This is a genomic window from Roseobacter cerffii (assembly GCF_054226325.1).
The window spans coordinates 45,557-72,345 of the sequence record NZ_JBTBYJ010000005.1 but is presented as its reverse complement, the minus strand read 5'-3'; the positions used below and the strand labels follow the sequence as shown (position 1 = coordinate 72,345).

The following is a 26,789-nucleotide window of genomic DNA, read 5'->3' as shown; positions in this document are numbered from 1 at the left end:
GTTTTCCTCGGCCCCGCAGAGCAAAAAGCTTGCGGGTTATCAGGTGCCGGGCTATCTTGGGATATCAGAACAGGACAGCCGACATGGTTGTTTGAATGAAGCCGAGTGGTTGCCGCCGCTCGGCTTTGTTTTTGGCAAGATAGCTGTTACATGTGCGTCTCCTTCAGCGAGGGCGCATGGGTGTTCAGTCGGTCCTCCCGGGATGGCCACGGGAGGGGAAAGGGTCTGACGGGGTCCCACATTTGGGTTGCCTGCTCAATTGACGGCCTAACGCCGCATTTTCTTGGTATTAAGGCCTATATAGCGCCAAATACCAAGACTATGGCAAGATTTTCTTTGTGTTGAGCGTGCGACAGATCAAAAGTGATCCTTACACAGTTGTTTTCATTGAAAAAGACGGGCCCATGGTCCGTGCTTCTCGATGGACGCGAAATCGCTCGGCGCCGGTCAGTGGGAGGTGGACGCCGAATCTCTGGACAAAGACCGGGGCGATTCCGTCACCGAGATCAAGCGGCAGGCTCTCGGCTCAAGGCGTCTTCGGGGCGTCTTTGCCGGTGAAGAAGAACTTCGGATCGTCCGCGTACCCGAGCACGGCGTCTGGGATCACGTCGGGGCCGTTGAGGAACACCTGCGCGCCGAAGTGCGGCAGCATGCGCGAGAGGGCGCGCAGGCGGTCGGAGGTGATTTCGGTGAAAAAGTCGCGGTAGGTCTCGGTCTGGAGCAGCGCCGCGATCTTGGCGCGATGGGCGGTGACGCAGGCCGCATGCGCGGCGGCGATCTCGGGGTCGGCCATCAGCCGGTCATATTCGGCGCGGGCGGCGGGGAGCCTGCGGGCAATGGTGTGATCGTCTTCGGTGTTGTGGTTCATCCGGAACCAATAGGCGAGCCCCTGGTCACGCTCCACATGGTTGACCCGCCCGCGATCGCGCTTGACCAGGAAGCTCTCGGCCGACCGCAGGGCGTAGTGGTTCAGCGTGACGAGATCGTACCCCACGGTCGAGAGGGTCGAGCGCCACGCCGCGCGGTAGCTCTTGCGCGGCATGGGCTGCCCGGAGCCGTTGACCCAGTTGATCTTGTCGGCGAGATGCGGCTGCAGCCCCTTGGGCCGGTGCACACCCATCTTGCGGAAGATCCCGAGCGGGCGGAAGGCGGTCTTGAACCCCCAGGCCTGATGCGGCACGCGGGTCAGGGCACGGGCACAGCGGGTGAATTGTTCGGTGATGAAGCGGTCTTCGAACCCGGTCACATCGGCATTGCCAAAGAGCCGCCAGGTCATCGAGATCAGGTTGGCATCGCCCGTGGCGGCAAAGAGGTCGGAGAGCCGCCCGTCGCCCACGTGGATGTTGATGAACTCGTCCACATCGATGCCGATCACCCAGTCGAGCGCATGCACAAGGGGCTCGTGACCGGCGGCATCGAGGGCCGCGTGCTGGGGCCGCTTGCCGGTGGCGCGGTAGGGGTTGTCGCGGTGTTGTAGCAGCCCCTTGCGCTGCAGAAGGTCGAGCAGGTGATCGGTGCCGTCGGTGCAATCGTTGCTGTAGATCAGAAAATCATCGACCCCGATGGCGCGGTGATAGGCGATCCATTCCAGGATGAAGGGGCCTTCATTCTTCATGCAGGTGACGATGCCGGTGCGGCCCGGGATCCGCTCGGGCCGCGGGGCCAGAGCGGGGCGCGGCGGGGTGCGCGGGCGGGCGTCAAAGGCGCTCCGGGCGAGGGCGTGCAGCGCGGGGTCTTCGACCAGGCTGGCCTTGGGCGCGAGCTTGGCAGGCGGCACGCCCGGGTGGCGCAGCGCCATGCAGCGCAGGAAGGGCAGGGGGGCGGCTTGAGGCGCCGGTACGCCATCGATCCGCAGATAGCGCCAGAGCGTGTCTGCGGGCAGTTGCGCCGGGGCGACGCACCAGCGCGGATGCGCGGGCGGGCCTTCCACAAGGCGGCAGATGTGATCGCCATAGCCCGCCACCGCGCCCTTGCGCAGGCCCCAGGGGTAAATCCGGTGCCCGATCAGCGGCACGACGCCGCCGGGCGCAGCCTCGGCCTGCTCGAACACGGTGCCGTCGGGCAGGTGAGGGAGCAGATCGGAGAGGTCGATGTTCATCACACCGCGGGCGGCATCAAGGAAGAGGTGGCGCAGCAGCTCGACCACAACGGGTTCGGCCAGCGGTGCGGCCCAGGGGCTGGGCGCGGGGCGCGCCATGCGGTCCTTGCCCGGCGCGTCGGGTGCGTAGTGGGGCAGGGCGCTGTCGCCGTCGGTGGCGCGGCCCAGCGGGGTGTCGAAGGACACCACGGCGAGGTGGTCGAGGCCGGGCGGGGCGAGACCTGCGAGCGCCTCGGCCAGCGCGGCGCCACCTTCGGGGGGCGTGCGGTTGAGGATCAGGGCCGCTTGCAGGCCCTGTGTGTCGACGTGGAAGGCGAGCCAGTCGCGGATGGTTGGCGCGTCCTCGGTGCCGCGCAGAGCGAGGGCGGTGCGCTTGCCCGCAAAGCGCGCGGGCTGCGGTTGCAGGAGCGGCGCGCGGCAGGCGAGGCCGGGCAGGGGCAGGGCGATGTCGGCTTTGTCTGTCTTGGCCCGGCCGCGCAGGATCAGCCCGCCGCCGATCTGTGTCTCTGAGGTGATCTGGAAATCGGGGGTGCTGGCGAACGCGGCGGCGCGGGCGCCGGATTTGAAGACAAGCGCCACCTCGCCGTTGGGCGCGATGGGCCCCATGGCTGCCAGCAGCGTCATGTCGGGCAGGGCGGTGGCGCGGATCACGTGGTGCGACACCGTCGGCGTGGCGTTGGCGGCTGTGCGGTCAGGCATCGGCGCGCGTTTTCCGGACCTGCTCGTACATGTCGAAGTCTTCAGCGAAGGCGCGCTCGAGGTTCTTGCGGTCGGTCGCCGTGAGCTCGGCGCGCAGAGCGGCACTGTTCGAGCTGTGGCCCATCAGGGTGCGGGTGTCCTGCACCTTGCCATCTGGGGTGCCGAAACAGGCCTGCAGGATCACCTGAAAGGCCGTGTCGAGGGTGGCGGTGTCACCGACGAAATCATAGGCGATCTGGTCATAGCAGGTCTCGCGCCGCTGGCTGCGCCAATGCCGGTCGATGTTCCGTGCGACCGGGTCCTGGGCCAGGATGTCGAGAAAGGCGCCGAGGCTGAGGTCGCTGTCAGCAGGGCGCCCCAGATGTTTCATCAGCGCGCGCTTGGGCCCCTGGTTGCCCGCGATCTTGTCGGCATAGGCGGAGAGCGTGCGCGCCACCGGGTCGCGCACGACGGTGAACTTGAAGCGCGCGGGATCCTGAAGCGCCTTGCGGGCCGCGGGCACGGTGAGCGCGCGCTTGCCGTTGCGGATGAGCCAGCGCGGCGGCATGTGCGCGGAGGCGCGGGCGCGCGCCTCATCGGGCTGGCCGAGACGCGCGAGCTGGTGCGCCATGAGGGTGGCGAGGATCGTCGTGCAGGCGGCCTTGTGGTTCTTCATATAGACGAAGTCGCGCCCGCCGACAGCGGCGGTCGAGACATGGGCCGCCTGCAAAAAGTGACGTTCTATCAGGTAGTTGCGGAGCAGCGGATCATCAGGGTTCTCGGTCAGCCCCTGGCGCGGCGCGGCCTTGGGCGCCGGGTACACCTTGGGCGGGATCGGGGCTGCGGCGGGGTCGATCTCGTGCTGTTCCAGAAGGCGGTGCATGAAGCTGCCGGGCTGGGGCCGGTTGTCGTGTTCCTCCTGCAGATGCGGTTTCAGCCGTCGGGCCCAGAAGTGCACGCCAAGTGTCTCGGCACTCAGCCGGTCCTCGATCCGGCCCCCGCGCCGGACCATCTGCCGCCGGTTGGCGTAGGGGATGGGGTAGAAGGCCGTCTCGGGCCGGGCGTGGGCGATTTCACCGGTCTGCTTGAGAAAATAGGTGACCGCGGCGGGCCCGGTGAAGCCCCATTTCTGCTCGGTGATATGCACCGGCTGGCCTGCATCCCGGGCGGCGCGCAGGTCGCGCTGTTGCCAGCGCTTGAGCCACGGTGCGATGGCATATTCATCCTTGAAGAAGTCAATCAGACCGGTGAGCGCGGCGCTGTCGCGGGGCAGGGCGAGCACCGCGTTGCAGACAAGATCGGGCTTTTCCCAGCCGAAGAGATAGCCCTGCCGGGGCTGAAAGGGCCGGTAGCAGTACATGTCCGCATCGACCCAGATCTTGTCGGTCTTGGCGAGCAGATGAAGGCGCCAGATGTCGGCATGGATCGCCGGGCTGCCGACCCGGGCGTGGCGCAGCAGCGGCTTGGCGGGGAAAATCTCGGCCGCATCGCCTGGGCGCACCCCTGCGGGCAGGTTTGCGATGGGGGTGTAGCTGTAGAGCGTCGTCGGGTGGCCCGCATCGGCAAAGGATTTCAGGCAGAGCTGTTCGAACCAGGACAGCCGGTCGCCGATCCAGAGGCTGGCGATCTCGGGCAGGTCAGACATGGGCGTGGTCCGTGGGGGCCGGGGTCATGGGCTCAGGGTTAGCACCCTTGGCAGAGCGCGCAAAGTCCGCGGGGCCATCGCGCGACGCGGGGGCGGTGATTTCGGGCCCGACACCGGCAAACCGTGGCTTTTTGGACTCAGCGGGCGCGGGCCCGGGAAGTGCGACCAATTTGTCAAACTTTCCCGCCTAACGTCGAAACACGATTCCAGTTCGGGGGTCGGTGATGCTAGAACCCGGGCACCCGGTAAGGAGTTTTGCATGGATCTGCCAATTGTCGCCTCTCTCTGGATTGGCGGGAACCTCAGTTACATTGAGCAGCTGTGCCTGAAATCTTTTGCGGACCATGGTCACCGGACCCTCCTTTACACCTATGAAACGGTGGAGAATTGCCCCGAGGGCGTCGAGATGCTGGACGCCAACGCCATCTTTCCGGCTTCGGATTTCATCCGGCACAAATCCTCCGGCTCGCCGGCGGTGCATGCGGATGCCTTCCGCTATCGCATGATCGCCTGCCAGAATGTGATCTGGGTCGATGCGGATATGCTGTGCATGCAGCCCTGGACCTTCACGGACCAGTTCGTGTTTGGCTGGGAAAAGCCGGACCGGCTGGTCTGTAATGCGGTTTTCGGACTGCCCCGGTTCTCGCGCACGCTGGCGCATCTGAATGCCTTCTGCTCGAATGAGTATCCGATCCCGCCGTGGGCGAGCGATGAAGAGATGGCGCGGCTGACCGAGGCGGCGGCGCGGGGCGCGCCGGTGCATGTCTCGGAGCTGACCTGGGGGGTCTGGGGGCCCGCGGCGGTGACGCATTTCCTGAAAGAGACCGGCGAGATTGCCCATGCGCAGCCGCAGCAGGCCTTCTATCCGATCTCCTTCAAGGAGCGGCGCGACCTGCTGGTGCCGGGCGATGTGATCGACCAGCAGCTGACCGACGGTTGTTATGGGGTGCACCTGTGGAACCGGCGGCTGAGCCGACGGCTGGTGACCCATGAAAACGGCGTTGCGCATCCCGAGAGCTTTCTGGGCCGGGCGCTGGTGCGCCACGGGATTGACCCTGCGCGCGCGCCGATCCCGGATCGCCCGCCCGCGGGCTTCAAGACCCAAGCGGAGATTGCTGCGGAGCAGGCGGAGGGCGGCGCCGCGCCGGCGGTGCGGTCAGACAGCCAGACGCCGCCCTTGGCCCGCTTGCAGCAGAGCCCGGCCTACCAGAGCGCGATCGACAACCTGGAGAGCCGCACCAGCGGGCTCTCGGAGCGGCTGGAGCCGCCCGATCAGCCGATCTCGCATGACAGCATCGTGGTGCTGACGTCGATGAAGAACGAGGCGCCCTTCATCCTGGAATGGGTGGCCTATCACAAGGCCATCGGGGTCACGCATTTCCTCGTCTATACCAACGATTGTTCCGACAATACCAATGCGATCCTCGACCGTCTGGCAGAGCTGGGGCTGGTGACGCGGCTGGATAACCCGTGGGACCCGGCCTCGGGCAAGAAGCCGCAACACGTGGCGCTGCAGGATGCGCAGAGGCAGCCGGTGGTGCAGGGGGCCGATTGGGTGCTGACCATCGACGTGGATGAGTTCGTCAACATCCACGTGGGCGACGGCACCTTTGCCGACCTGATGGCGGCCTGCAACGATCCGAACGTGATGTCCTTTACCTGGAAGTTCTTTGGCAACGACCGGATCGACCAATATGAAGACCGGCCCGTGATGGAGCAGTTCACCGCCTGTGCGCCTGAATTCATCCCCAAGCCGCGGCTGGGGTGGGGGTTCAAGAGCATGGTGCACCGCAGTGCGCCTTACACCAAGATCGGGGTGCACCGCCCCTTGAAGATCGACGATGAGGCGCATGTGGACCAGGTGCGCTGGGTCAACGGGTCGGGCCGGGTGATGCCCGAGATGCTGCTCACCAACAACGGCTGGCGCTCGACCAAGCGGTCGCTGGGGTACCGGTTTGCGACGCTGAACCATTACATCCTGCGCTCGGCTGAGAGCTTTCTGGTCAAGCGTGAACGCGGTCGGATCAACCACACCGAGCAGGATCAGGGCGTCGACTATTGGATGCGGCGCAACTACACCTCGGAGCAGGACACGCGGATGCTGGCGCGCTTGCCGATGATGCAGGCGGAGCGCGATGCGTTGCTGGCCGATGAGGTTTTGGCGGGGCTGCATGTGGAGGCGGTGGCCTGGCACAAGGCGCGGATTGCGGCGCTGAAGGCGGAGCCGGGCTATGCAGAGCTCTACCGCGCGCTGACCGAGGTGGCGCGCCCCGATGCGATTTACCTGACCAAGCCTGATCCCGATGAAGCGGATGCGGAGGATGAGGGGCCGGGGGTGGCCATTCCCGAGCCCGAGTTGGAGACGATGCCCGCCGCGCGGGCCGAGGTGAAGCTGTCGGGGCTGAAGGCGATGTTGGAGGGCGAGGTTCTGCGCGGTGCCGAGACCCCGCAGGAGCCCGCACCGCGCCCGGAAGAGCCGCAAGTGATGCCCACGCCGCCCGAGGCCAAGGCGGCGGCGTTTGCGCCCGAGAGACCGGCGCAGGACCCGGTGCGGGTCTGGCTGCCGCGCGCACCGCAGAGCGCTCTGCACGACGGGACCGACCCGCGCTATGGCCCCGCCCGCGCCTTTGCCGCCACCAATGCCGGGTTCTTCTGGGAAGGGCCTGACAATGCGCTCTATTTCGAGCCGCGCAGCCGCCGCTTGGTGGTGAGTTTCGACAACATCAGCACGGCCCGGCAGGAGGGCCCGCGCTGGCCCTGGGGCTATGGGTTCCTGACCGGCAAGCTGGGCTGTTCGGTGCTGGGGGTGATGGCGTCGCAACGCAACTGGTTCCGGCATGATTTTGTGCACGACAGTTTTGACCAGTTGCGCGACACCGGCTTTTTCGAGCAGTTCGATGAGGTACTTTTTTACGGCGCGTCGATGGGCGCCTTTGCCGCGCTCACCTATGCGCGCTGCTGCGCCGATGCCCGGGTGCTGGCGATTGCGCCGCAATCGACGCTGAACCGCACGACCCTGCCCGAAGAAGAGCGCTGGGGCTGGACCAGGAAGCTCGATTGGGAGGGGCGCTATGGCGATGCGCGGGGGGCGACCGACGCGGCCAAGGACGTGGTGGTGATCTCGGACCCCTATTACGCGCCGGATCGCGCGCAGGTCGCGCGGCTGGAAGGCGCAAACATCCGTCATCTGCGGATGCCCTTCTTTGGCCATCAGCTGCCCAATGCCTTTGTGAACATGGGCATTCTGCAGCCGCTGTTGACGGATATGTTCGAAGAGCGGCTGACCAATCAGCGGTTTTACCAGCTGTTGCGCGCGCGGCGGGATCTGCCGCGGTTCCAGCATGATCTGCTGATGGAGGCGGAGGCCCGCGGCCACCGCAAGCTGGCGGTGCGGGTCTGTGAATACACGCTGAAGAAACGCGATGCGCGCAACATCCGGCGCACGCTGGAGCGGTTGCAGGCCGAGTTGAGCGAGACCTGAGCGTGCCGAAGCATCTGATCATCACCTGCATGAAGAACGAGGGGCCGTTCATCCTGGAATGGATCGCCCATCATCTGGCGATCGGTTTTGACCATGTGTTGGTCTTCACCAATGATTGCGACGATGGCACGGTGGAGATCCTCGATGCGCTGGCGCCGCAGGGGATCGTCACCCGGCTCGACAACCCCTACCAGACCATGGGCGCGGGCTATAACCCGCAAAAGGGAGCGCTGAAATACGCCCAGAGCCTGGACCTGGTGCGCGGCAGCACCTGGGTGCTGATCTCGGATGTGGATGAATTCGTGAACATCCATGCCGGGGCAGGGGACCTTGAGGCGCTGTTCGCGGCGGTGCCGGAGGCCGAGATCATCTCATTGCAATGGCGTCTTTTTGGCCATGGCGGGCGCATCGCCTTCGAGGATGTGCTGATGACCGAGGCGCATCTGTGCTGTGCGCCGAAGTTCTGCCCTTCGCCGATCCAGGCCTGGGGGATGAAGACCCTGTTCAAACTCGAAGGTCCGGGGGTGGCGGGCACCTACAACAAGTTCGGGGTGCACCGCCCGTTACGCAAATGCGTCGAGGGGCCGGTCAACTGGGTCAACGGGTCGGGCAAACCCGTGCCCGAGGATTACTATGACAAGGGCTGGCGGTTCGGGAAGCGCGACTTCGGCTATGACCTGGTGACGCTGAACCATTATGCGGTGCGCTCGGCTGAGAGCTTCCTGGTCAAGCGCGACCGCGGACGGGTCAACCATGTGGATCAGGACCAGGGGCTGGCCTATTGGCTGCGGATGAATTTCAACATGGAGGAAGACCGCTCGATCCAGCGCCGCCTGCCCGAGACGAAGCGCGTGCTGGGTGAACTTCTGGCGCTGCCGGGGGTGCAGGAGCGGCATGATGCGGCGGTTGACGCACACCGGCAGAAGATCGCGGAGCTGATGCAGCGGCCCGATATGCAGGCCTTTCATGCCGAGATCACGTCACCCGATCTGGACCTGCTGTCGCGTCATCTGAACTTCCTGACCCGGCGGCAGTTCATCGAGGGGCCGCAGGCGATCCCGCCCAAACTGTTCAGGCGGTTGGAACGCCTGCCGGTGCTGGCGCCCTATCCGACCTGAACCCAGGCGATTTCAACACAGGTGATCACGACCGCACGGCGGGATGGCGCAGCTTGCCGCGCCAGCGCAGCGATTGCGCGTTCAGCGCGTGGATGTCCCGCCGCCCGGTCAGAATGTCCTCGCAGATCTGCACCGCCTCCCCGGCCTGCGCGGCGGTGAGGTGCTTATAGGCGGGCCGGGCGAGATGGTCATACCAGACCCCGCCGCAGAGCGCGTCGAGCACGATCCGCTGAAAACAGTGATCGTTGCGCACCGGCCAGTCGGTGTCGGGATCGGCCGCGCGGAGCGGCATGACCTGTCGGGTCAGGTGCAGGTACCGGGCAACGGGGTGTTCGTCGGATGTCATGGCGCTTGGGCCGCACCCGGGCCTGTGGCAACGCCCATGTAGATCACCGTCTTGAGCGGCAGTTGACCGAAGGTGAGGTCGAAGCGGCGATTGACCCCGCGCGGGCCAAGGCCGGTTTGCGGACCGACCGCGAAGTCCGCCGCCTGAAGCGCCGAGATCAGCTCGACGGGCTTGATGAACATCGCGGGATCATGGGTGCCCTTCGGCAGCAGGCGCAGCACATCTTCGGCCAGCGTGATGGTTGCCAGCCGGGCCAGTGGGTTGCGGTTGATCGTGTCATAGAGGAAGAGCCCGCCCGGACGCAGCACGCGGGCGACCTCGGCCAGCACCTGATCGAGGTCCTGCACATGTTCGAGCACATCGACACAGACCACCGCATCAAAGCTCTGCGCGGCGTAGGGCAGGGCCTCGCCAAAACCCACATCATAGGTGATGTCTTTCCCTTCGGCGGAAGCATGGGCTTCGGCTGCTGCGATGGCCTCGGCGGCGGGGTCGATGCCCGTCACCCGTGCGCCGCGATCAGCGAGCGCCTCGGCCATGAAACCACCTGCACAGCCGAGGTCGAGCACATCCTTGCCCGCCCAGTCGATGTGCCTGTCGAACCAGGCAAGGCGCCCCGGCACCATGTTGCGGAGCGTGCGCACCCATCTGATCTCGTCCGACCACCAGTGAGAGGCGACATCGTCATAGATGGCGAGGTTATTGCGCTGGGTCATGATCTGTCGTCCTGAGCCGTGGAATGGCATAGGGCACCCGGCGCTTGTAGGCCGCGAACCTCGACCCGTAGCGCGCGGCAAAGCGGCGCTCTTTCAGCCGTGGGGCAATGAGGCAATAGGCGGTGAGGGTGAGGGCCAATACGAGTTGATCGGGCGTCCAGACCGGCACCGTCCAGGTGGTGAGCGCGAAGGCCACATAGATCGGCTGGCGAATGACGCGGAAGGTGCCCCCGGTCGGCATGTCGGGGAAGTGCGGGGGCCGGTCCTGGGCCAGAGACATCCACCCCAGCGCACCGGATTGGACCTCGGCGCCGGCATCGTAGCTGGCCTTGATGAGCAGCGCCCAGCTGGCGGCATAGGCGGTGCACAGCGCACCAAAGGCCCAGCCGTCGGCACGCCACCAGATCACGCCACTGGGGGTCCAGAGGGCAAAGAGCAGAAGCAATTGCACCGAGGCGATGATGGCGAAGGTGGTGGTGACCAGCGTGCCGCCATGCGGGTCTGGGGCGAGTTTTGTCAGCGCCGCCCCGCCGCGTTTGGTCAGCAGGAGCGAGTGAACCAGGGGAAACTGGAGGATCAGGAGCGCATTGGCGAGGTAGGACCACGGTGCCGGCAGCCGCCCCAGGCTCTCGCTCATCCCGAAGAACATCGCCACGATCATCGCCAGAACCGAGAGCGCGAAAACCAGGTGGCAGACCACGCCATAGGCAAAGGCCAGCGCGATGCGCTCGGGCCCGGGCGGCGGGCGCAGCGTGCCGCGAACCAGCGCCAGCAGGCGGTGAAAAGGCGAGGCGTTATCTTGATGCATGGGGCCCTAGCTAGCCAGCTGTTGCCGCTGGTCCAGCGGGTTTGCCAAAACGTCGCAGGGCGGCAGGGCTCAGGCTGTGACCTGATCCTGCACCTGGGCGGCCCGGGCCACGTAACTGCGCAGCATATGCGCGTCATAGAGCGGCATCGCGATCACCTCCTCGCCGATCTCGGAGACGGCGGGGGAAAGGTAGCGCAGCTGTGGCGCCGTGGTCCGGCATCCCGACGCCACGCGCAGGCCCTTGGTGATCGGGCAGATCGTGATCAGCTTCTGGCGGATCAGGTCTTCGGTCAGCGGGTCATAGCGCGAGTTCGGGCCCGCCCCCGCGCAGTTGACGACGAAGCCGGTCTCGACCGCGGTTTTGCGGCCATGGTCATCGATGATGTGCACGGTGGCGCCATCCGACCGGTAGGTGACCGCCTTGACGAGGCCGCGGACGACCCGCGCTTTGCCCTGATCCACCAGCCGGTGCATGTCGAGGATGGTGTCGCGGGTGCCGCCGCGCAGCCAGAACCGCAGCTGGCCGGGCACGCGCCGCGCTTGCGTGGGATCGTTGATGAACTGCGTGAGCGGGTGCTCCAGAAAGAAGGCGCGAAAGCCTGCGCGGATTTCGCGCATCTCATCGCCCGCTGCCTTTGCGCGTTCGATCTCGCGCGCGATCTCTGCGAGCAGGCTGTCGGCGGTGGGATGTCCTTTGGAGAGCTTGGGGGTCGTGAGTTTGCGGGGCAGGCGGGGCACCAGCGGCGCGGGGATCTCGCCGTCGGGCGCGCAGGCGACGAAGCGCAGCGCGTCATCGGGGATCAGGCTTTGGCAGAGGCGCAGCACGTCGAGCATGGCCGCGTTGCCGCCGATGCAGAAAATCTCGGCCCCGCGCGTGATATGCGCAGCGATGCGGTCCTCGTGGCCGAAAACCGAAGGCACGCTGAAGGGACCATCATCGCCGTCAATGCGCATGGTGGAGGGGCCGCCGGGCGCGATATCGACGCTCCGAGCACGGATCGTGTCGCCGCCACTGGTGTGGAGGATGACACCGTCTGGGGTGACTTCGATGGCGCGGGCGGTGTCATCCCGGCGGGTGACCTGAACGCCTTGCGCCTTCAGCCGGGCGAGGGCGATGCTGGCCCGCTCCTCCATGAAATCACCGTAGAATTCGCGGGGCGCGTTAACACCGTAGAGATCGCCTGCCGCCACCAGCGGGTCTGCCGCGCGCAGCCAGTTCGGGTTGCGGCCCGCCATCGTCTCCTGCACCTCGGGCCAGCGCGCGGCGAGCCATTGGGCAAATTCGGGGTCGATGTCATCGGCGGGGGAATTCAGCAGGTAGGCATAGCGCCAAGGGGTGCCGTCCGTGCCTTTGGCATAGGCGGCCCCACGGCCAAGTTGGGATGCAGCACTGCCGAGGATGGTCAGGGTCTCACCCGCCTGCAGTGCGCAGGCCTCGACGAATGCGAGGGCGGTGATGCCGTCGCCAACGATTACATGGGAGTGAGCGTGGGTGTGCCCAGTCATCAGCGTCTCTTACTTTCGGAACCCCGCGGGTGTGCCCGAAAGGATTTGGATGGTCAACTCGGCAGCCGAGCGTCGTGGGGCCGCACCTTGCTCGGGCGGCCCCGCGTCGGGCCTCAACCGCCCGAGATCTGCTTGGCCTTTTCGACCAGCACCTCGGCCTGGCGGATCGAGGCATAGTCGATGAGTCGGCCGTCGAGACTGACGGCCCCTTTGCCCGCGGCTTCCGCTTCGGCCATGGCTTCGAGAATGCGCCGGGCCTTGGTGATTTCCGCCTCGGAGGGGCTCATCACCTCGTTGGCGAGCGCGATCTGGCTGGGGTGGATCGCCCATTTGCCCTCGCAGCCCAGAACGGCGGCGCGGTAAGCGGCGGCTTTGTAGCCGTCGGGGTCCTTGAAATCACCAAAGGGGCCATCGATGGGGCGTAGACCATTGGCGCGGGCGGCGACGACCATGCGGGCGAGCGCATAGTGCCACATGTCGCCCCAATGAGTGGCACGATTGCCGTCTGCATCGGGATCGGTGAGCACCGAGTAATCCTCGTTCACACCGCCGATGATCGTGGTGCGGGCGCGGGTCGAGGCGGCGTAGTCGGCGACCCCGAAGTGCAGGCTCTCGTTGCGCTTGGATGCACCCGCGATTTCGGTGATGTTCTGCATCCCCAGAGCGGTTTCGATGATGTGCTCGAAGCCGATGCGTTTCGAATAGCCCTTGGCGTCCTCGATCTGGGTCACCATCATGTCGACGGCATAGACGTCGGCGGCGGTGCCGACCTTTGGGATCATGATCAGATCGAGCCGCTCGCCCGCCTGTTCGACCACATCGACCACGTCGCGATACATGTAATGGGTGTCGAGCCCGTTGATGCGCACGGACATGGACTTGTTGCCCCAGTCGATCTCGTTCAGGCCCTTGATAATGTTCTTGCGCGCCTGTTCCTTCTCGTCCGGGGCGACGGCATCTTCAAGGTCGAGAAAGATCACATCCACATCGGATTGTGCCGCTTTTTCAAACATTTGCGGCTGGCTGCCGGGCACGGCAAGCTCGGAGCGGTTGAGGCGGCCAGGGGCCTGCTGGACGGGGTGGAATGACATCTCGGTGACCTTTCGCTGAGACATAAAATTGCGCCACAAAGGTCAGCGGCGCAGGATAATGTCAAGCGGGAGTTCGGTCTACTTCGGTATACCGCTCATCTCGTCGCGCTCGAGGACGAGGCGCGAGGAATAGTAGAAGGCGATGGCCTGGGCGCGGTTCTTCACGCCGAGCTTTTCGTAGAGGTTCGAGAGGTGGAATTTCACGGTGTTGATGGTGACGTCGAGCTCCTTTGAGAGCTCGCGGTTGGTCAGCCCCTTGGAGAGCGCCTCAAGCATGCCGCGTTCCTTGCGCGAGAGCTGGTGGATCGGGTCGTTCTGCAAATCGCGCACGTCGAGGAAGGGGAAGACCATCTTGCCCGCGGCCACATCGGCGCAGGTGTCGAGCAGGGTCTGCGCGTCGCTGGAGCGCGGGGCAAAGGCGGCGGCGCCCGCGGTCATCGACATGCGGGGCAGATCGCCGGTGTCTTCGGCGTAGACGACGATGCGGGGCGCATTGGCCTGGTCGCGCAGGACCTCGATGAGCTTGGCGCCACCGAGCGCGGGCAGGTTCCAGTCGATCACACCGACCTGCACGGGCACCCGCATCACGGTGCCGAGGAAGCCTTCGGCGGTGGCGGCGGAGGCTACGAGAGAGAATCGGGGATCGCGGTCAATGATTTCCGACAGCGCCGAGAGCACCAGCGGGTTGCTGTCGGCGAGCATGATGTCGATCGGTGCGCCCGTTTCGCTAAGGGATTGATTCATATTTATTAATCCGTATTTACTACCCATTCGGGTAGTCCAATTTTCGGTATGCGTCGGTATTCCATCTAAAAGTATAGGGATTTTCCCACCCGTTTAGCTACCCAAAAGTAGGCGAAGGGGCGTTTTCTTTCTCGGTGGGGGCCTTAACCCTCTATGGTGGAAAAATTTCGACATGACTTTCACATGATCGCGAACCGAGGAGGAAAAATGACCAACACCGTGCCCTTTCCGCAGCTTGAAATTCCCGAGACCATCGCAGCAGGCCCCGGGCCTGGCAATACCGATGCCCGTGTGCTGGCGCGCTATGCCGGAGCGGGGCTTGCGGATCACATGCATCCTGAGGTGCTGCGCGGCATGGTGGAGTGCAAGGAGATGCTGCGCGCGGTGATGGGGACCGAGAATACCTACACCTTCGGCGTGGCGGGCACCGGTTGGAGCGGGCTCGACATGATGTTCGCCGCGGTGATGCCGGGCGACAAAGTCGTGATGTTCGTGAATGGCACCTTCTCTGGCATCGACGGGCTGACCGTGCGGATGAAGGCGGCAACGGCGGAGGAGCTGGCGGCAAACCCGCTGGACCCGCAGGCCGCGAGCGTGGTGATTGTGGACGTGCCGCATGGGCAGAGCGTGACCGGCGAGATCGTTGAGGCGGCGCTGGCCGAGCACAAGCCGAAATGGGCGGCGATGGCGCATTGGGAAACCGGCTCGGGCCGGGTCAATGACATCGCGGGGTTCAGCGCCGCTTGCGAAAAGCATGGGGCGATGGGGCTGGTCGATGCGGTGTCGAGCCTTGGGGTCGGGGACTTCCGGATCGATGATTACCCGGGCATTCACGGCTGGGCGTCTTGTCCGCAGAAGGGCATCTGTTGCCTACCGCTGACCTATGCGCCGGTGTCGTTCACCGACACATACATCGAGACATTGCAGGCGACGGGTACGCGGACCTTCTGCCACCATCCGATCCTCGAGGCGCGCCACTGGGGTGTGATCGACGGCAAGGATGTAGAGAAGGGCACCTATCACCGGACGCATTCGGCCTATGCGGTCTCGGCCTTCCATGAGGCGCTGCGCATCTGTCTGCAGCAGACGATTGCGCAACGTGCGGCGGATTACACCTTCCACGAGGCGGCGCTGCGGGAGGCGGTGCAGGCGATGGGTTGCGAGGTCACGTCGAACATGCCGTCGCTGGTGGTGCTGAACCTGCCGGAGGCGCTGGCGGGTCGCGAAATGGAGCTGGTGCAGCATTGCCGGGCGCAGAATTTCGGCATCTGGCCGACGCTGTCGGAGCCGGTGCAGGTGCGCATCGGCATCCTGAACCTGCTGAGCGAGGCGGCGATTTCAGACATCGTGCGGCGGTTCGGGGCGGCCCTTCGGGAGCTGGGTGCCGAGGTCGATCAGGCGCAAGTGGATGCGGTCCTGCAGCGGCACTACGGAGCTGCGCTCGCCGCGGAGTAACCACCAACATGGGAGGAGGACGTCATGGATATTCACGAATATCAGGCGAAAGAGGTGTTGGCGAGTTTTGGCGTTGTGAGCCCGGATGGGGCGTTGGCCTATAGCCCGGAGCAGGCGGCGTACAGGTCGCGGGAGCTGGGCGGCGAGCGCTGGGTTGTGAAGGCGCAGGTGCATGCAGGTGGGCGCGGCAAAGCGGGCGGCGTGCAGGTCTGCGACAGCGATACGGCGATCTATGACGCCTGCGAGAAGCTCTTTGGCGCTAAGCTGGTGACGCATCAGACCGGGCCTGAGGGCATGGGTGTCTACCGTGTTTACGTGGAAAAGGCGGTGTCGATTGCGCGGGAGATTTACCTCGGTTTCGTGCTGGATCGCACGTCGCAGCGGGTGATGATTGTCGCCTCTTCAGAAGGCGGGATGGAAATTGAAGACATCTCGGCTGAGAAGCCCGAGAGCATTGTGCGCGCGACGGTCGAGCCTGCCGTGGGCCTGCGCGAATTCCAGTGCCGTCAGATCGCCTTCAAGCTGGGCGTTGAAGCGGGGCTGGTGCAGCAGATGGTGCGCACGCTGCAGGGGTGCTATCGCGCCTTCACCGAGCTTGATGCCACGATGGTCGAGATCAACCCGCTGGTGATCACCGGCGATGACCAAGTGGTCGCGCTCGATGCCAAGATGACCTTTGATGACAATGCGCTCTTCCGGCATCCGCAAATCTCCGAGCTGCGCGACAAGAGCCAGGAGGACCCGCGCGAGAGCCGCGCGGCGGATCGCGGGCTGAATTACGTCGGATTGGACGGCAACATCGGGTGCATCGTGAATGGCGCGGGGCTGGCCATGGCGACGATGGACACGATCAAGCTGGCAGGCGGCGAGCCTGCGAATTTCCTCGACATCGGTGGGGGCGCCACGCCCGAGCGGGTGGCCAAGGCCTTCCGGCTGGTGCTGTCCGACAAGAAGGTGCAGGCGGTGTTGGTCAACATCTTTGCGGGCATCAACAGGTGCGACTGGGTCGCCGAAGGCGTTGTGCAGGTGTTGCGCGAGATCGAGGTGGATGTGCCCGTGGTGGTGCGCCTCGCGGGCACGAATGTGGAGCAGGGGCAGAAGATCCTCGCAGGCTCTGGTCTGCCGATCATCCGCGCGACGACCCTGAACCAGGCGGCCGAACGTGCGGTTCAGGCCTGGAAGAACGATCAGGCGCAAGGCGTGACGATGAGGGCGGCATCATGAGCATTCTTTTGGATGGCAGCACGAAGGTCATCGTGCAGGGCATCACCGGCAAGATGGCGCGGTTTCATACCAAGGATATGATCGACTACGGTACCAATGTCGTGGGCGGCGTCGTGCCGGGCAAGGGCGGTGAGACTGTGGAAGGTCTGCCGGTGTTCGACACAGTGGAAGAGGCGGTGCAGGCCACTGGTGCGGAAGCCTCGCTGGTGTTCGTGCCGCCGCCCTTTGCAGCGGACGGCATTATGGAGGCAGCGGATGCTGGCATTCAGTATTGCGTCTGCATCACAGATGGTATCCCGGCGCAGGATATGATCCGCGTGAAGCGGTACATGTACCGCTACCCGAAGGAGCGGCGCATGGTGCTGACGGGCCCGAATTGTGCGGGCACGATCAGCCCGGGCAAGGCGCTGCTGGGGATCATGCCGGGGCATATCTATCTCAAGGGCCATGTGGGCATCGTCGGACGGTCCGGGACGCTGGGCTATGAGGCGGCGAGCCAGCTGAAGGAGCGGGGGATCGGTGTTTCCACCTCCGTGGGCATCGGCGGCGATCCGATCAATGGCTCGTCCTTCAAGGATATTCTGGAGCGGTTCGAGAACGACCCCGACACACATGTGATCGCCCTAATCGGCGAGATCGGCGGGCCACAGGAGGCGGAGGCGGCGGAGTATATCCGCGACCATGTGACCAAGCCCGTGGTGGCCTATGTGGCGGGGTTAACCGCGCCAAAGGGGCGCACCATGGGGCACGCGGGGGCAATTATCTCGGCCTTTGGCGAAAGTGCGTCTGAGAAGGTCGAGATCCTCTCGGCGGCGGGCGTGACCGTGGCGGAGAACCCCGCCGTGATCGGCGCGACAATTGCAAATGTGATGGAGGCAGCGTGATGGTGAAACCCAGCGTTCTCGTGACCCGGCGGTGGCCGGCGGCGGTGGAGCAGAAGCTCGCGAGCGAGTTTGACGTGGAGCTGAACCGCAGCGACCGGCCCTTGACGCCTTCGGAGCTGCGCGAGGCCTTCCTGAAATACGATGCGGTGCTGCCCACGGTGACGGATCAGATCGGGCCAGATGCTTTGGATGTCCCGAAGGCGCAGACCAAGATCCTCGCCAACTATGGCGTGGGCTACTCGCATATCGATCTGGCGCAGGCCAAGCGACACGGCATGGCGGTGACCAACACGCCCGATGTGCTCTCGGAATGCACCGCTGATCTGGCGATGACGCTGATGCTGATGGTGGCGCGCCGGGCCGGCGAGGGCGAGCGGGAACTGCGCGACGGGGTCTGGGACGGCTGGTGCCCGACCCATCTGGTGGGCACGAAGGTCTCGGGCAAGGTGCTGGGCATCATCGGCTTTGGCCGGATCGGGCAGGAAATGGCGCGGCGTGCGCATTTCGGGTTTGGCATGAAGATCGTGGTCTTCAACCGCTCGCCCGTCGATCAGCAGGTGCTGGAGCAATTCAATGCGGTTCAAGAGAACAGTGTCGACGACCTTCTGCCGCAGTGCGATTTCGTTTCGCTGCATTGCCCCGGTGGGCCCGAGACCCGCAAGCTGATCAACAGCCGCAGGCTCGATCTGATGAAGGAGGATGCCTTCCTGATCAACACCGCGCGGGGTGAGGTTGTCGACGAATTCGCATTGGCGCAATCGCTGATGTTCGAGACAATCGGGGGGGCCGCACTCGATGTGTTCGAGCGGGAACCGGCGATCCACCCGATGCTGGAGCAGTGCACCCGCAACCTGGTGATGCTGCCGCATCTGGGCAGTGCGACGCGCGAGGCACGGCAGGCCATGGGCTTCCGCGTGCTCGACAACCTGCATGATTTTTTCGATGGACATGAACCGCGCGACCGCGTGGCGTAAGGAGACTGACATGAACGTAGCGCATCGCGACACCGGCTTTTTCACGACCGATCTGGCGGATCGGGACGCCGAGCTTTTCGGGGCCATCTCGAGCGAGCTGAGCCGTCAACGGGACGAGATCGAGCTGATCGCCTCTGAGAACATCGTCTCCAAGGCGGTGCTGCAGGCCCAGGGCTCGGTGCTGACCAACAAATACGCCGAAGGTTATCCGGGCCGGCGGTATTACGGCGGCTGCCAGTATGTGGATGTGGCCGAAAACCTGGCGATCGAGCGGGCGTGCAAGCTCTTTGGCTGTGAGTTCGCTAATGTGCAGCCGAATTCGGGCAGCCAGGCGAACCAGGGGGTGTTTCAGGCGCTGCTGACGCCGGGCGATACCATTCTGGGTATGTCGCTCGACGCAGGCGGGCATCTGACCCACGGTGCGCGGCCCAACCAGTCAGGTAAGTGGTTCAACGCGGTGCATTACGGCGTGAAGCCTGACACGCTGGACGTGGACTATGACCAGATCGAAGCGCTGGCGTTGGAGCATCAGCCCAAGATGATCATCGCCGGTGGCTCGGCCATACCCCGGCAGCTGGACTTCGCGCGGTTCCGGGCGATTGCGGACCAGGTTGGGGCCTATCTGCTGGCCGATGTGGCGCATTTCGCAGGGCTGATTGCGGCGGGCGTCTACCCGTCGCCCTTTCCGCATGTGGATGTGGCGACGACGACTACCCACAAGACCCTGCGGGGGCCGCGCGGCGGCTTGATCCTGACCAATGACGAGGGCATGGCGAAGAAGTTCAACTCGGCCATTTTCCCCGGCATTCAGGGTGGCCCGCTCATGCATGTGATCGCGGCCAAGGCGGTGGCCTTTGGCGAGGCGCTGATGCCGTCCTTCAAGGACTATCAGGCCCAGGTGATCCGCAACGCACAGACGCTGGCGTCACGGCTGCAGAAAGGCGGGCTCGAGGTCGTGACCGGCGGCACTGATACGCATCTGATGCTCGTCGATCTGCGGCCCAAAGGCGTGAAGGGCAACGCGGCCGAAACGGCTCTGGGCCGGGCGCATATCACCTGCAACAAGAACGGTATCCCGTTTGATACGGAAAAGCCGACGATCACCTCGGGGCTGCGGCTTGGCTCGCCCGCGGGAACGACGCGCGGGTTCACCGAGGTCGAGTTCGACCAGATCGGCGGCTGGATTGTTGATGTGGTCGATGGGCTGCAGGCGCACGGGGCCGAGGGCAATGCAGAGGTCGAAGCGCGCGTGAAAGCGGAGGTTCTGTCGCTCTGCGCGGAGTTCCTGATCTACTGATTGATTTTCGTTGAGTGAGGGGCCTGCCATCCACCTCGGATGGCGGGCCTTTTTTGCGGCTTGAGGTCTCTCGGGAGAAGGGTGTTATACTGCAAAGTATACTATTGATGTATAACGGAGCAGCTTCTATTATACATCAAAAGTAATTTTTGCTGGTTACCCCATGCGCTTTCATTCCCAGATCGGCATGTCCGCCTATCATGATCTGCTGCGGCTCATGCGGGATGACGTGGTCTCTGACCTGATCGGTACGCCCGTGGCGGTCACCGTGAAGGGTCGTATCTTCTGGTACGACAAGTACCGGCTTGGCGCAAAGATGGGGCAAAAGTACATCGGCCCGGACAGTGATGCGCTGCGCGGGCGTCTGGAGCGGGCGAAGGAGCTGAAAGCGCAGGCCGATGAACGGCGCCGCGAGCGGACGCGGCTGGTGCGGCTCTTGCGGGCCGAGGGCTATGCCTCGACCGACCAGCGCACCGGCAGCCTGCTCAATGCCTTTGCGCGGACGGGGGTGTTTCGGCTGGGCGGGACGCTGGTGGGTACGGTGGCCTTTCGGCACTATGAGGGTGAGCTGGGCGTGCAGTTGGGGGTCGATCAGCTGGCGCAAACCGGGGACATCGACATCGGCAGTTTTGAGCGGTTGTCCTTCGCGGTGGGCGATGAGGTCGAGACGCCGCTGGCCGATGTGTTCAAGTCGCTGGCCTTCGAGCCGCTGCCGTCGATGGATCACACCCGGACCTGGCGCTGGTCGCAGGGCGGTGGCGAGACGCTGGTAGAGTTCCTGATGCCGGCGCAGCGCGACGAGGGCGTGCGGGACCTGCCCGCCCTTGGTGTGAGCGCGATTGCGCTGCGGCATCTGGACTTCCTGCTCGCCGATCCGATCCCGGCGGTGTCGCTCTATCGTTCCGGCGTGCTCATCCAGATCCCGCGGCCGGAGCGTTTTGCGATTCACAAGTTGATCGTGGCGGACCGCAGGGCCGGGGGGGCGGATGCGCAGAAGTCCGCGAAAGACCGGGCGCAGGCGGCCTATCTCATCGCAGCATTGGCCGAGTTGCGCCCGGATGAGCTGCGCGAGGCTTACGTCGTGGCGCAGGAGCGTGGCCCGAAATGGGCCGCACGGATCGCCGCAAGCCTCAAGCTCATGCCGCAAAGTGCCGAGGTGCTGGGCGGGCTCGTTGCATAGGTGCCGGTCGATCGGCTCAGGCGGATTTCTTGTAGACCTGGCTGACGACGCCATTCGCAAGACGCTCGGTTGTGACGCAGTCGAGCGTGAGAGGGGGATGCGCGCCCTGAAACAGCCGTTTCCCGGAGCCAACCACGACGGGGAAGGCCCAGATCCGGAACTCGTCGATCAGGTCATCAGCCAGTAACGATTGGATCAGATGCGCGCTGCCGTGCACCTGAAGGAGAGGACCATCCTGCGCCTTCAGCTGTCTGACCTCATCGGTGCCTGCGAGCGTTTGCGTGCTCTGCCAGTTCGATGTGAGCGGTGTGGAGGTGACGACGTATTTCCTTGCGGTGTTCAGCCGGTCGGAGGTGGTCGATTTGGGCGCGGTCGGCCAATGACCGGCAAAGAGATCATAGGTCTTGCGCCCAAACAGGATGTCGTAGGGTGCCGCCATGGCGGTCCGCTCCACATGCGGCATCACCCCGTCCCAGTAGGGCGCGGCCCACCCTCCCTGATCGAAGCCGCCCGAGGCATCTTCCTCGGCAGACCCCGGCGCTTGCATCACGCCGTCCAGGGTCACGAACGTCAGGATCGCGAGCTTGCGCATGTCAGCTGCTGACGCTCTGCTGCGCCGTGGCCAAGGCGGCCAGCTTGTCGAAGGCCTGAGCCCAGCCGCCGGCGCCCGCCGTGCCTTCGGCCACGCCCACATGCACCATGACCATCCGGGTGCGCCCGCCGAGATCGCTGAGCTCGATGATCACCTCGGTGACATCGGGGAAGTCGTCTGGCATCCCCATGCTTTGCGGTGCGATCAGCGTACCCGCTTCGTCGCACATGCTTTCAGTATAGACGAGGCGATGCGGTGGGCTGACCTCTTTGTAGACGCCGGTAAACCACATCTTCATTGACCGTTGGGGCGATTGCATCGCCATGCAGATCTTGCGCGTGCCGCCAACCGTCACATCCATCTCGGCCGTCGGCACGGACATGCCATTGGGGCCATACCACTGGCGGAAGAGGTCAGGGTCGGTCCACATCTGCCAGACAAGGTCGCGCGGTGCGTCAAACTCCCGTTCGATGCGCACCCAATCCTGTTCGTCACTCATGGTGATGTGTCCTTTATCTCGTTGAGCAGTTTGTCCATGGCATCAAAGCGGGTCTCCCAGATGGGGCGGTATTGCTCTGTCCATCCGACCACCGCCTTGATAGGCGTGGTGTCGAGCGTGCAAGGGCGGAACTGTGCCGTCTTCTCACGCTTGATCAGCCCGGCATTCTCGAGCACCCGAATATGCTTTGACACCGCGGGCAGCGACATGTCGAAGGGCTCGGCCAGCGCGTTCACAGTCGCCGTGCCTTTGGCCAGATGCGCGAGGATGGCCCGCCGCGTGGGGTGGGCAAGGGCCGCGAAGACCGCGTCAAGTGTGTCATCGTCATTCATGGGGTCAATATTAAACTGATCAGTTAATTAGTCAATTGGTTTAATAACGGCCCACTATATGATGAAACAGCGTCGATTGTTCGAATCCGGGGTCCGTCGACGCTGGCCGCATCCTAGCTGCCCGCGTGCGGTGACCCCGTCCCCGTGTCCAGATACTGTTTCAGACTGCTGAGAAAGAAGAAGTCCCACCCCGCCTCGCAGATGTCATAACACAGCAGGCCCGGGGTGAGCCCCGCGTGTTCAAGCTCGATTGTTGTGCTGCCAACGGTGCCGGTGATCCTCCAGTGCAGCTTTGTCCCGAGCCATTCGGTCTCGATCTCCTTGGGCTGCCCGTCGTGCACATGCAGCGCGTCGACACAGGTCCACTCGACAAATCCGGGTGGGTCGGATTGGGTCAGCTCGAAGGTCCAGTAGGACACGCCCGGCGGAAAGGAGAACTTTGCCCGGTCGCCAAGGTTTCGAAGCGGGTGGTCGGGGCGTGTCCACCAGCGATCCACATGTTGCGTCACGGCGTCGAAGGCGGCGCCCGCTTCGGCTGAGACCTGGATGGACTTGCGGTAGTTTTGAGTGGTCATGGGGTTTTTCCTTAGGCGGCTTCGGCCCAATGGGGCGGGAAGGTTTCGGCCACACCGGGCAGCGCCTCAATGCGCGCCATCCAGGTGGCGATGTGAGGTGGCAAATCCGTCAGACTCCGCAGCCCAAGGGCTGTCATGATCTCGGGTTTCGTCTCCATCGCGCGCTGGATCAGCCGGACATGCGGGAAGGCCACCGCGTCCGCAGCACCGGGGTGCTCACCTGACAGGAACGGCTGCGTCGAGAGGAGGCGCGACAGATGCGTGAGCTCCGCGCGCAAGGCCTCGGCGGCGGTCAGCAATTCCGGTGTGGCCTCGGCAGCGTTCTGGAAAAAGATCGGTGACAAGACATTGCTTGTGGCCGGCGGGAGGTGGTCGAAGATGTCCATCGTGGTTTGCCAGATGTGCCCCGCCTGTTCCGGCGTGTTCCCGAACAGCGGCGTGGTTGGAAACGCGTGGTCCAGCCAGGCGAGGATGGCGACGGAGTGGCCGAGCCGCAGGCCCTCATGGTCCAAAGTCGGCACTGTGCCACGGGGGTTGAGCCGCAGATAGGCCTCGGACTTGTGATCTTTCTGTGCGGCGGAGAGAAGCTCAATGTCGCAGGGGATGCCCTTGAAAGCCATGCCGAGGGCCACGCGCCATGGGCTTGGCGCACCGCTGACTGTCCAGAGTGTGGGGGTCATGATGTTGTCCTTTGATGCAATCTGTTTGCTCAAAGCTAGGCACAACAGTAAGATCAGAAAAGTAGGCAGAATTTTTTGATATACTATCAAAAACCATACTATTGGAGCGATCATGACCATTGAACCAACCGCCGCGATGGACATTCCAGAGCCGGACAGTGCCGCGATTTGCCCCGCGCCGAAGGTCATCGGGATGATTGGCGGCAAGTGGAAACTCTTGATCCTGCAGATCCTGATTTTTCAGGGGACAAAGCGGTTTGGTGAGCTGCGCAAGGCGATTGACGGCATCACCCAGACCATGCTGACCAATCAGCTCAGGGCTTTGGAGGCCGATGGGCTGGTGATCCGAAAAGTCTATGCCGAGGTGCCGCCGAAGGTGGAGTATTCCGCCAGCGCGGACGGGATGGCCCTGGAGCCTGTCTTTACGTCGATGCATGACTGGTGGGTCAATCGCTCGCCAACGGGCTAGAACTTTGGGGGGCAACATCGTCGGGCCGCAAGGTGAACGCTCAATCGGTCAGCGATTGCACAAGCCGGTTTGACTGGTCCAGACGCTCTGCCAGCGTGCGCAGGAAGTAGCTTTTCAGCGCATGGGTTAAATCCGGCTCGAGTGGGGCCATGCGCAGCAGATCCTCCTGACGCAATCGCCAGACGGTGGCGGTGGTTTCGGCGGTGGCGGAGGCGGTCCGCGCGCGCTGGAGAAAGAATGACATCTCGCCGACAATCGTCCCGGGGCCGAGCGTCCGCAGGTGGATGGGCGCCTTCTCGGGCACGTCGAGGTGCACCTTGATGAACCCGCTTTCGATGAAATAGAGGTCGGTTCCCTGGTCCCCTTGGCGGATCAGCGGGGCTTGCGGTTTGAGCGTGATCTTCTCCAGAAAGGGTCTGAGTGTTTCGAAGGCCTTGGGATGCGCAAGATCGCGTGCCAGCTGGTCTGCGATGCGCTGTGCCGGGCGCGTCCAGGGGCGATGGGCCCAGTCATGCAGCAGGCGGTCTTCGGACCAGGCCATCGCCTCGTCCACATCATCGAAATAGAGCACCGGTGGGCCTTCGATGGCGTTTATGAGCAACTTGTTCAAGCGCATGGCGATGGACGGTTTCAGTGCGCTGACAATCAGGCGCCCGTCCTGCTTGCCGATGATGCCGCAAATCTTGGTGAGGCTCTGGATCGCTGAAGAATCGATGCCGGTGACATCCCGGCAATCCAGTACGACAAAGCGCACCGGCGCGGCGCGGGGTGTTTCGAAACAGTCCCGGACCCGTTGATGCAGCTGGTGAACACTGCCGAAGAAGATAAAGCCCTGAAGGCGCAGTACGCGGATCTGCGCCCCGTGCCTGCGAAGGTAGGCATGATCGTCCGAGTTGTGCTCGACCCGGCTGCGGTAGGTTTCGCCGGTGACCGCATATTTTACGACCTCGACCCGCGCATATTCGACGGTGAAAAGCACCGCGGCGGCAAAGACGCCGACCGCGACGCCCTGCAACAGCCCAACCGTGACGATGAGCAGAACGATCAGCAGCACGACCAGGTATTCGCGCCGGGAGACCGTCGCGTAGATGCCGATCAGCCATTGATAGAGCAGGCCCCCGCCGATCCAGAGGAGCAGCCCGCCAAAGAGCGGGATTGGGATGACGCTGAGCAGAGACGCACCGAAGACCAGGATCGCGGCACAGACCCCGGCGACCAGCACGCCGGTGATCCGATAGGCTGCGCCCATGTGGTGCGCGAGGATGGTCAGGCCCAACCCTTGAAACCCGGCGGCGCCGCCTCCGGCTCCGGCCAGGATATTCGCCAGCCCGGCGGCTTGAAGTTCGCGGTCGAGATCGATGTCCCGGCGCACCGAGAGTTCGATCCCGCTGGACGCGAACAACAGCGCGGCCGCGCTGATCGCAAGCAGCGCGCTGATCTTGGGCAGCTCGGACCAGATCATCGACCAGTCGGCCAGCGCCAGCGGGTTGTCTTGGAAGGGCAGGCGGATGCTGCCGTCTTGCGGAGGGGCAAAGAGCCAGCCTGCGCGTTGCAGATCGGTCAGCGAGAGGTCGAACAGCCAGACACCGGCGTGAAACAGCGCGAGAAATGTGGCGATGGCGATGGGCAGGACAAAGGGGCTGCCACTGCGCCGGGCCGCCAGATCCACGATGAGGGCAAAGGCGACCGCAGGGGCCCACTTGAGGAGAGCCGCGCCTTCGATGAGGGTGGGTAGGCTTTCGACGGTGACGGGCGCGCCCAACACCACAGCGAGCGCGCCGGTGACGATCAACCACCCCATCCCGGCGAGAAATCCGGCCAGCACCGGGTAGGGGATAAAGCGGATCAACCGGCCCAGCCGGAATGTGCCCATCGCAAAGAGCGCCGCCCCGGTCAGCGCAGTGGCCAGCCCGATCATCACGATGATGGTAGCGAGTATCTCGGCTTCGCTATGCGCCCCGAACATCCCGCCGTGCAGGGAGGCGGCGATCACGGCCAGCGTGACCACCGTGACCTCCTGCGTGACGGAAACCATGCCCTTGTATGAGCTGAAGAGCGCGATCACCGCGCTCAGCACGATGGTTCCGACCAGGCAGATGCCGATCGCCAGCGTGATATGCGTGCTGAGCACCGTGGAGAAGAGCAGGACGGCCGCCGAGATGGCAAACATCGCGGTCAGCAGACCACAGATCAGCCCGGCGGAGAGGATCGCGGGCAGATGGCTCAGCCAAGGCGCCCGGTTCGTTGAGCTTTGACTGTCTTCCGCCGCCACCGGATCGTGCAGGATGTCAGCCGCACGGGGGGTGCTGGTTTCTGGTCCGAAAGCCTCCGCGTGGGCATGGTCATCCATGGGGTACGACGCGACATCAAGGATGCCGTCCTTCCAGTTTTGACAGG

The 26,789-nt window shown here is 64.4% G+C and carries 23 protein-coding genes; 9 read left to right on the top strand and 14 right to left on the bottom strand.

Annotated features, from left to right (window positions below; all coding sequences use genetic code 11):
- Positions 1-526 precede the first annotated feature (526 nt).
- Positions 527-2,797 (bottom strand): glycosyltransferase family 2 protein, encoded by a 2,271-nt coding sequence (locus tag ACVC7O_RS23205; protein WP_458326526.1) that lies wholly within the window; start codon positions 2,795-2,797, stop codon positions 527-529.
- On the bottom strand, positions 2,790-4,421 hold the full coding sequence (locus ACVC7O_RS23200; protein ID WP_458326525.1) for a sulfotransferase family 2 domain-containing protein: 1,632 nt from the start codon (positions 4,419-4,421) through the stop codon (positions 2,790-2,792). The genes ACVC7O_RS23205 and ACVC7O_RS23200 overlap by 8 nt, the downstream gene beginning before the upstream one ends.
- Before the next feature lie 259 nt (positions 4,422-4,680).
- On the opposite strand from ACVC7O_RS23200, the gene ACVC7O_RS23195 reads away from it, so the two are divergent.
- The gene (locus ACVC7O_RS23195) at positions 4,681-7,902 is read left to right on the top strand and encodes a glycosyltransferase family 2 protein (RefSeq protein WP_458326524.1); all 3,222 of its coding nucleotides are present in this window, start codon (positions 4,681-4,683) and stop codon (positions 7,900-7,902) included.
- A gap of 2 nt (positions 7,903-7,904) precedes the next feature.
- Positions 7,905-9,020 (top strand): glycosyltransferase family 2 protein, encoded by a 1,116-nt coding sequence (locus tag ACVC7O_RS23190; protein WP_458326523.1) that lies wholly within the window; start codon positions 7,905-7,907, stop codon positions 9,018-9,020.
- Between the two features lie 25 nt (positions 9,021-9,045).
- Here ACVC7O_RS23190 and ACVC7O_RS23185 read toward each other — a convergent pair whose 3' ends face one another.
- From ACVC7O_RS23185 to ACVC7O_RS23160, 6 genes are all read right to left on the bottom strand, one after another.
- Entirely contained in the window at positions 9,046-9,366 is a 321-nt protein-coding gene (locus tag ACVC7O_RS23185; RefSeq protein ID WP_458326522.1) for a hypothetical protein, read from the bottom strand.
- Positions 9,363-10,082 (bottom strand): bifunctional 2-polyprenyl-6-hydroxyphenol methylase/3-demethylubiquinol 3-O-methyltransferase UbiG, encoded by a 720-nt coding sequence (ubiG, locus tag ACVC7O_RS23180; RefSeq protein WP_458326521.1) that lies wholly within the window; start codon positions 10,080-10,082, stop codon positions 9,363-9,365. Before ubiG ends, ACVC7O_RS23185 begins: the two co-directional genes overlap by 4 nt.
- Positions 10,066-10,890 (bottom strand): methyltransferase family protein, encoded by an 825-nt coding sequence (locus ACVC7O_RS23175; RefSeq protein WP_458326520.1) that lies wholly within the window; start codon positions 10,888-10,890, stop codon positions 10,066-10,068. Before ACVC7O_RS23175 ends, ubiG begins: the two co-directional genes overlap by 17 nt.
- A 69-nt stretch (positions 10,891-10,959) precedes the next feature.
- Positions 10,960-12,396: an FAD/NAD(P)-binding protein gene (locus tag ACVC7O_RS23170; protein ID WP_458326519.1), complete on the bottom strand. Its 1,437-nt coding sequence runs from the start codon at positions 12,394-12,396 to the stop codon at positions 10,960-10,962.
- 113 nt (positions 12,397-12,509) lie between these two features.
- Positions 12,510-13,487: an HpcH/HpaI aldolase/citrate lyase family protein gene (locus ACVC7O_RS23165; protein WP_458326518.1), complete on the bottom strand. Its 978-nt coding sequence runs from the start codon at positions 13,485-13,487 to the stop codon at positions 12,510-12,512.
- Between the two features lie 78 nt (positions 13,488-13,565).
- Positions 13,566-14,189 (bottom strand): response regulator transcription factor, encoded by a 624-nt coding sequence (locus tag ACVC7O_RS23160; protein ID WP_458326555.1) that lies wholly within the window; start codon positions 14,187-14,189, stop codon positions 13,566-13,568.
- Positions 14,190-14,438: 249 nt separating this feature from the next.
- Here ACVC7O_RS23160 and ACVC7O_RS23155 point away from each other — a divergent pair, with 249 nt between their 5' ends.
- From ACVC7O_RS23155 to ACVC7O_RS23130, 6 genes are all read left to right on the top strand, one after another.
- A complete protein-coding gene (locus ACVC7O_RS23155) occupies positions 14,439-15,686 on the top strand; it encodes an aminotransferase class V-fold PLP-dependent enzyme (RefSeq protein WP_458326517.1) in 1,248 nt (415 codons plus the stop codon).
- Between the two features lie 24 nt (positions 15,687-15,710).
- On the top strand, positions 15,711-16,910 hold the full coding sequence (locus tag ACVC7O_RS23150) for a malate--CoA ligase subunit beta (protein ID WP_458326516.1): 1,200 nt from the start codon (positions 15,711-15,713) through the stop codon (positions 16,908-16,910).
- Positions 16,907-17,794 carry a succinate--CoA ligase subunit alpha gene (gene sucD / locus ACVC7O_RS23145; RefSeq protein WP_458326515.1) on the top strand — a complete coding sequence of 296 codons (888 nt, stop codon included), beginning with the start codon at positions 16,907-16,909 and terminating at the stop codon, positions 17,792-17,794. Before ACVC7O_RS23150 ends, sucD begins: the two co-directional genes overlap by 4 nt.
- A complete protein-coding gene (locus tag ACVC7O_RS23140) occupies positions 17,794-18,768 on the top strand; it encodes a 2-hydroxyacid dehydrogenase (RefSeq protein WP_458326514.1) in 975 nt (324 codons plus the stop codon). Before sucD ends, ACVC7O_RS23140 begins: the two co-directional genes overlap by 1 nt.
- A gap of 10 nt (positions 18,769-18,778) precedes the next feature.
- Positions 18,779-20,065, top strand: a complete 1,287-nt coding sequence (gene glyA, locus ACVC7O_RS23135; RefSeq protein WP_458326513.1) for a serine hydroxymethyltransferase — start codon at positions 18,779-18,781, stop codon at positions 20,063-20,065.
- A 163-nt stretch (positions 20,066-20,228) separates the two neighbouring features.
- Complete coding sequence (locus ACVC7O_RS23130; protein ID WP_458326512.1) at positions 20,229-21,245, top strand: nucleotidyltransferase family protein; 1,017 nt, start codon at positions 20,229-20,231, stop codon at positions 21,243-21,245.
- A 16-nt stretch (positions 21,246-21,261) separates the two neighbouring features.
- Here the strand turns inward: ACVC7O_RS23130 and ACVC7O_RS23125 are convergent, their stop codons facing one another.
- The 5 genes from ACVC7O_RS23125 to ACVC7O_RS23105 all read right to left on the bottom strand — a co-directional run bounded on the left by ACVC7O_RS23125 (position 21,262) and on the right by ACVC7O_RS23105 (position 23,923).
- Positions 21,262-21,837: a dihydrofolate reductase family protein gene (locus tag ACVC7O_RS23125; protein ID WP_458326511.1), complete on the bottom strand. Its 576-nt coding sequence runs from the start codon at positions 21,835-21,837 to the stop codon at positions 21,262-21,264.
- Position 21,838: 1 nt separating this feature from the next.
- Positions 21,839-22,336 (bottom strand): SRPBCC family protein, encoded by a 498-nt coding sequence (locus ACVC7O_RS23120; RefSeq protein WP_458326510.1) that lies wholly within the window; start codon positions 22,334-22,336, stop codon positions 21,839-21,841.
- Positions 22,333-22,668 (bottom strand): ArsR/SmtB family transcription factor, encoded by a 336-nt coding sequence (locus ACVC7O_RS23115; protein ID WP_458326509.1) that lies wholly within the window; start codon positions 22,666-22,668, stop codon positions 22,333-22,335. Before ACVC7O_RS23115 ends, ACVC7O_RS23120 begins: the two co-directional genes overlap by 4 nt.
- Positions 22,669-22,781: 113 nt before the next feature.
- Positions 22,782-23,243, bottom strand: coding sequence for a hypothetical protein (locus ACVC7O_RS23110; protein WP_458326508.1), 462 nt, complete (start codon positions 23,241-23,243; stop codon positions 22,782-22,784).
- 11 nt (positions 23,244-23,254) lie between these two features.
- Complete coding sequence (locus ACVC7O_RS23105; protein WP_458326507.1) at positions 23,255-23,923, bottom strand: glutathione S-transferase family protein; 669 nt, start codon at positions 23,921-23,923, stop codon at positions 23,255-23,257.
- 112 nt (positions 23,924-24,035) lie between these two features.
- Here ACVC7O_RS23105 and ACVC7O_RS23100 point away from each other — a divergent pair, with 112 nt between their 5' ends.
- A complete protein-coding gene (locus ACVC7O_RS23100) occupies positions 24,036-24,392 on the top strand; it encodes a winged helix-turn-helix transcriptional regulator (RefSeq protein ID WP_458326506.1) in 357 nt (118 codons plus the stop codon).
- Positions 24,393-24,432: 40 nt separating this feature from the next.
- Here the strand turns inward: ACVC7O_RS23100 and ACVC7O_RS23095 are convergent, their stop codons facing one another.
- Positions 24,433-26,742, bottom strand: a complete 2,310-nt coding sequence (locus ACVC7O_RS23095) for a SulP family inorganic anion transporter (RefSeq protein WP_458326505.1) — start codon at positions 26,740-26,742, stop codon at positions 24,433-24,435.
- Positions 26,743-26,789: the final 47 nt, after the last annotated feature.

Bases quoted from the DNA above. Each gene is read 5' to 3' on its own strand.
- ACVC7O_RS23105 (WP_458326507.1), bottom strand. From the start codon at position 23,923: ATGACCCCCACACTCTGGACAGTCAGCGGTGCGCCAAGCCCATGGCGC.
- ACVC7O_RS23130 (WP_458326512.1), top strand. From the start codon at position 20,229: ATGCGCTTTCATTCCCAGATCGGCATGTCCGCCTATCATGATCTGCTG.
- ACVC7O_RS23205 (WP_458326526.1), bottom strand. From the start codon at position 2,797: ATGCCTGACCGCACAGCCGCCAACGCCACGCCGACGGTGTCGCACCAC.
- ACVC7O_RS23175 (WP_458326520.1), bottom strand. From the start codon at position 10,890: ATGCATCAAGATAACGCCTCGCCTTTTCACCGCCTGCTGGCGCTGGTT.
- sucD (WP_458326515.1), top strand. From the start codon at position 16,907: ATGAGCATTCTTTTGGATGGCAGCACGAAGGTCATCGTGCAGGGCATC.
- ACVC7O_RS23200 (WP_458326525.1), bottom strand. From the start codon at position 4,421: ATGTCTGACCTGCCCGAGATCGCCAGCCTCTGGATCGGCGACCGGCTG.
- ACVC7O_RS23095 (WP_458326505.1), bottom strand. From the start codon at position 26,742: ATGGATGACCATGCCCACGCGGAGGCTTTCGGACCAGAAACCAGCACC.
- ACVC7O_RS23165 (WP_458326518.1), bottom strand. From the start codon at position 13,487: ATGTCATTCCACCCCGTCCAGCAGGCCCCTGGCCGCCTCAACCGCTCC.
- ACVC7O_RS23120 (WP_458326510.1), bottom strand. From the start codon at position 22,336: ATGAGTGACGAACAGGATTGGGTGCGCATCGAACGGGAGTTTGACGCA.
- ACVC7O_RS23185 (WP_458326522.1), bottom strand. From the start codon at position 9,366: ATGACATCCGACGAACACCCCGTTGCCCGGTACCTGCACCTGACCCGA.
- ACVC7O_RS23150 (WP_458326516.1), top strand. From the start codon at position 15,711: ATGGATATTCACGAATATCAGGCGAAAGAGGTGTTGGCGAGTTTTGGC.
- glyA (WP_458326513.1), top strand. From the start codon at position 18,779: ATGAACGTAGCGCATCGCGACACCGGCTTTTTCACGACCGATCTGGCG.
- ACVC7O_RS23125 (WP_458326511.1), bottom strand. From the start codon at position 21,837: ATGCGCAAGCTCGCGATCCTGACGTTCGTGACCCTGGACGGCGTGATG.
- ACVC7O_RS23140 (WP_458326514.1), top strand. From the start codon at position 17,794: ATGGTGAAACCCAGCGTTCTCGTGACCCGGCGGTGGCCGGCGGCGGTG.
- ACVC7O_RS23195 (WP_458326524.1), top strand. From the start codon at position 4,681: ATGGATCTGCCAATTGTCGCCTCTCTCTGGATTGGCGGGAACCTCAGT.
- ACVC7O_RS23155 (WP_458326517.1), top strand. From the start codon at position 14,439: ATGACCAACACCGTGCCCTTTCCGCAGCTTGAAATTCCCGAGACCATC.
- ACVC7O_RS23115 (WP_458326509.1), bottom strand. From the start codon at position 22,668: ATGAATGACGATGACACACTTGACGCGGTCTTCGCGGCCCTTGCCCAC.
- ACVC7O_RS23170 (WP_458326519.1), bottom strand. From the start codon at position 12,396: ATGACTGGGCACACCCACGCTCACTCCCATGTAATCGTTGGCGACGGC.
- ubiG (WP_458326521.1), bottom strand. From the start codon at position 10,082: ATGACCCAGCGCAATAACCTCGCCATCTATGACGATGTCGCCTCTCAC.
- ACVC7O_RS23160 (WP_458326555.1), bottom strand. From the start codon at position 14,189: ATGCTCGCCGACAGCAACCCGCTGGTGCTCTCGGCGCTGTCGGAAATC.
- ACVC7O_RS23100 (WP_458326506.1), top strand. From the start codon at position 24,036: ATGACCATTGAACCAACCGCCGCGATGGACATTCCAGAGCCGGACAGT.
- ACVC7O_RS23110 (WP_458326508.1), bottom strand. From the start codon at position 23,243: ATGACCACTCAAAACTACCGCAAGTCCATCCAGGTCTCAGCCGAAGCG.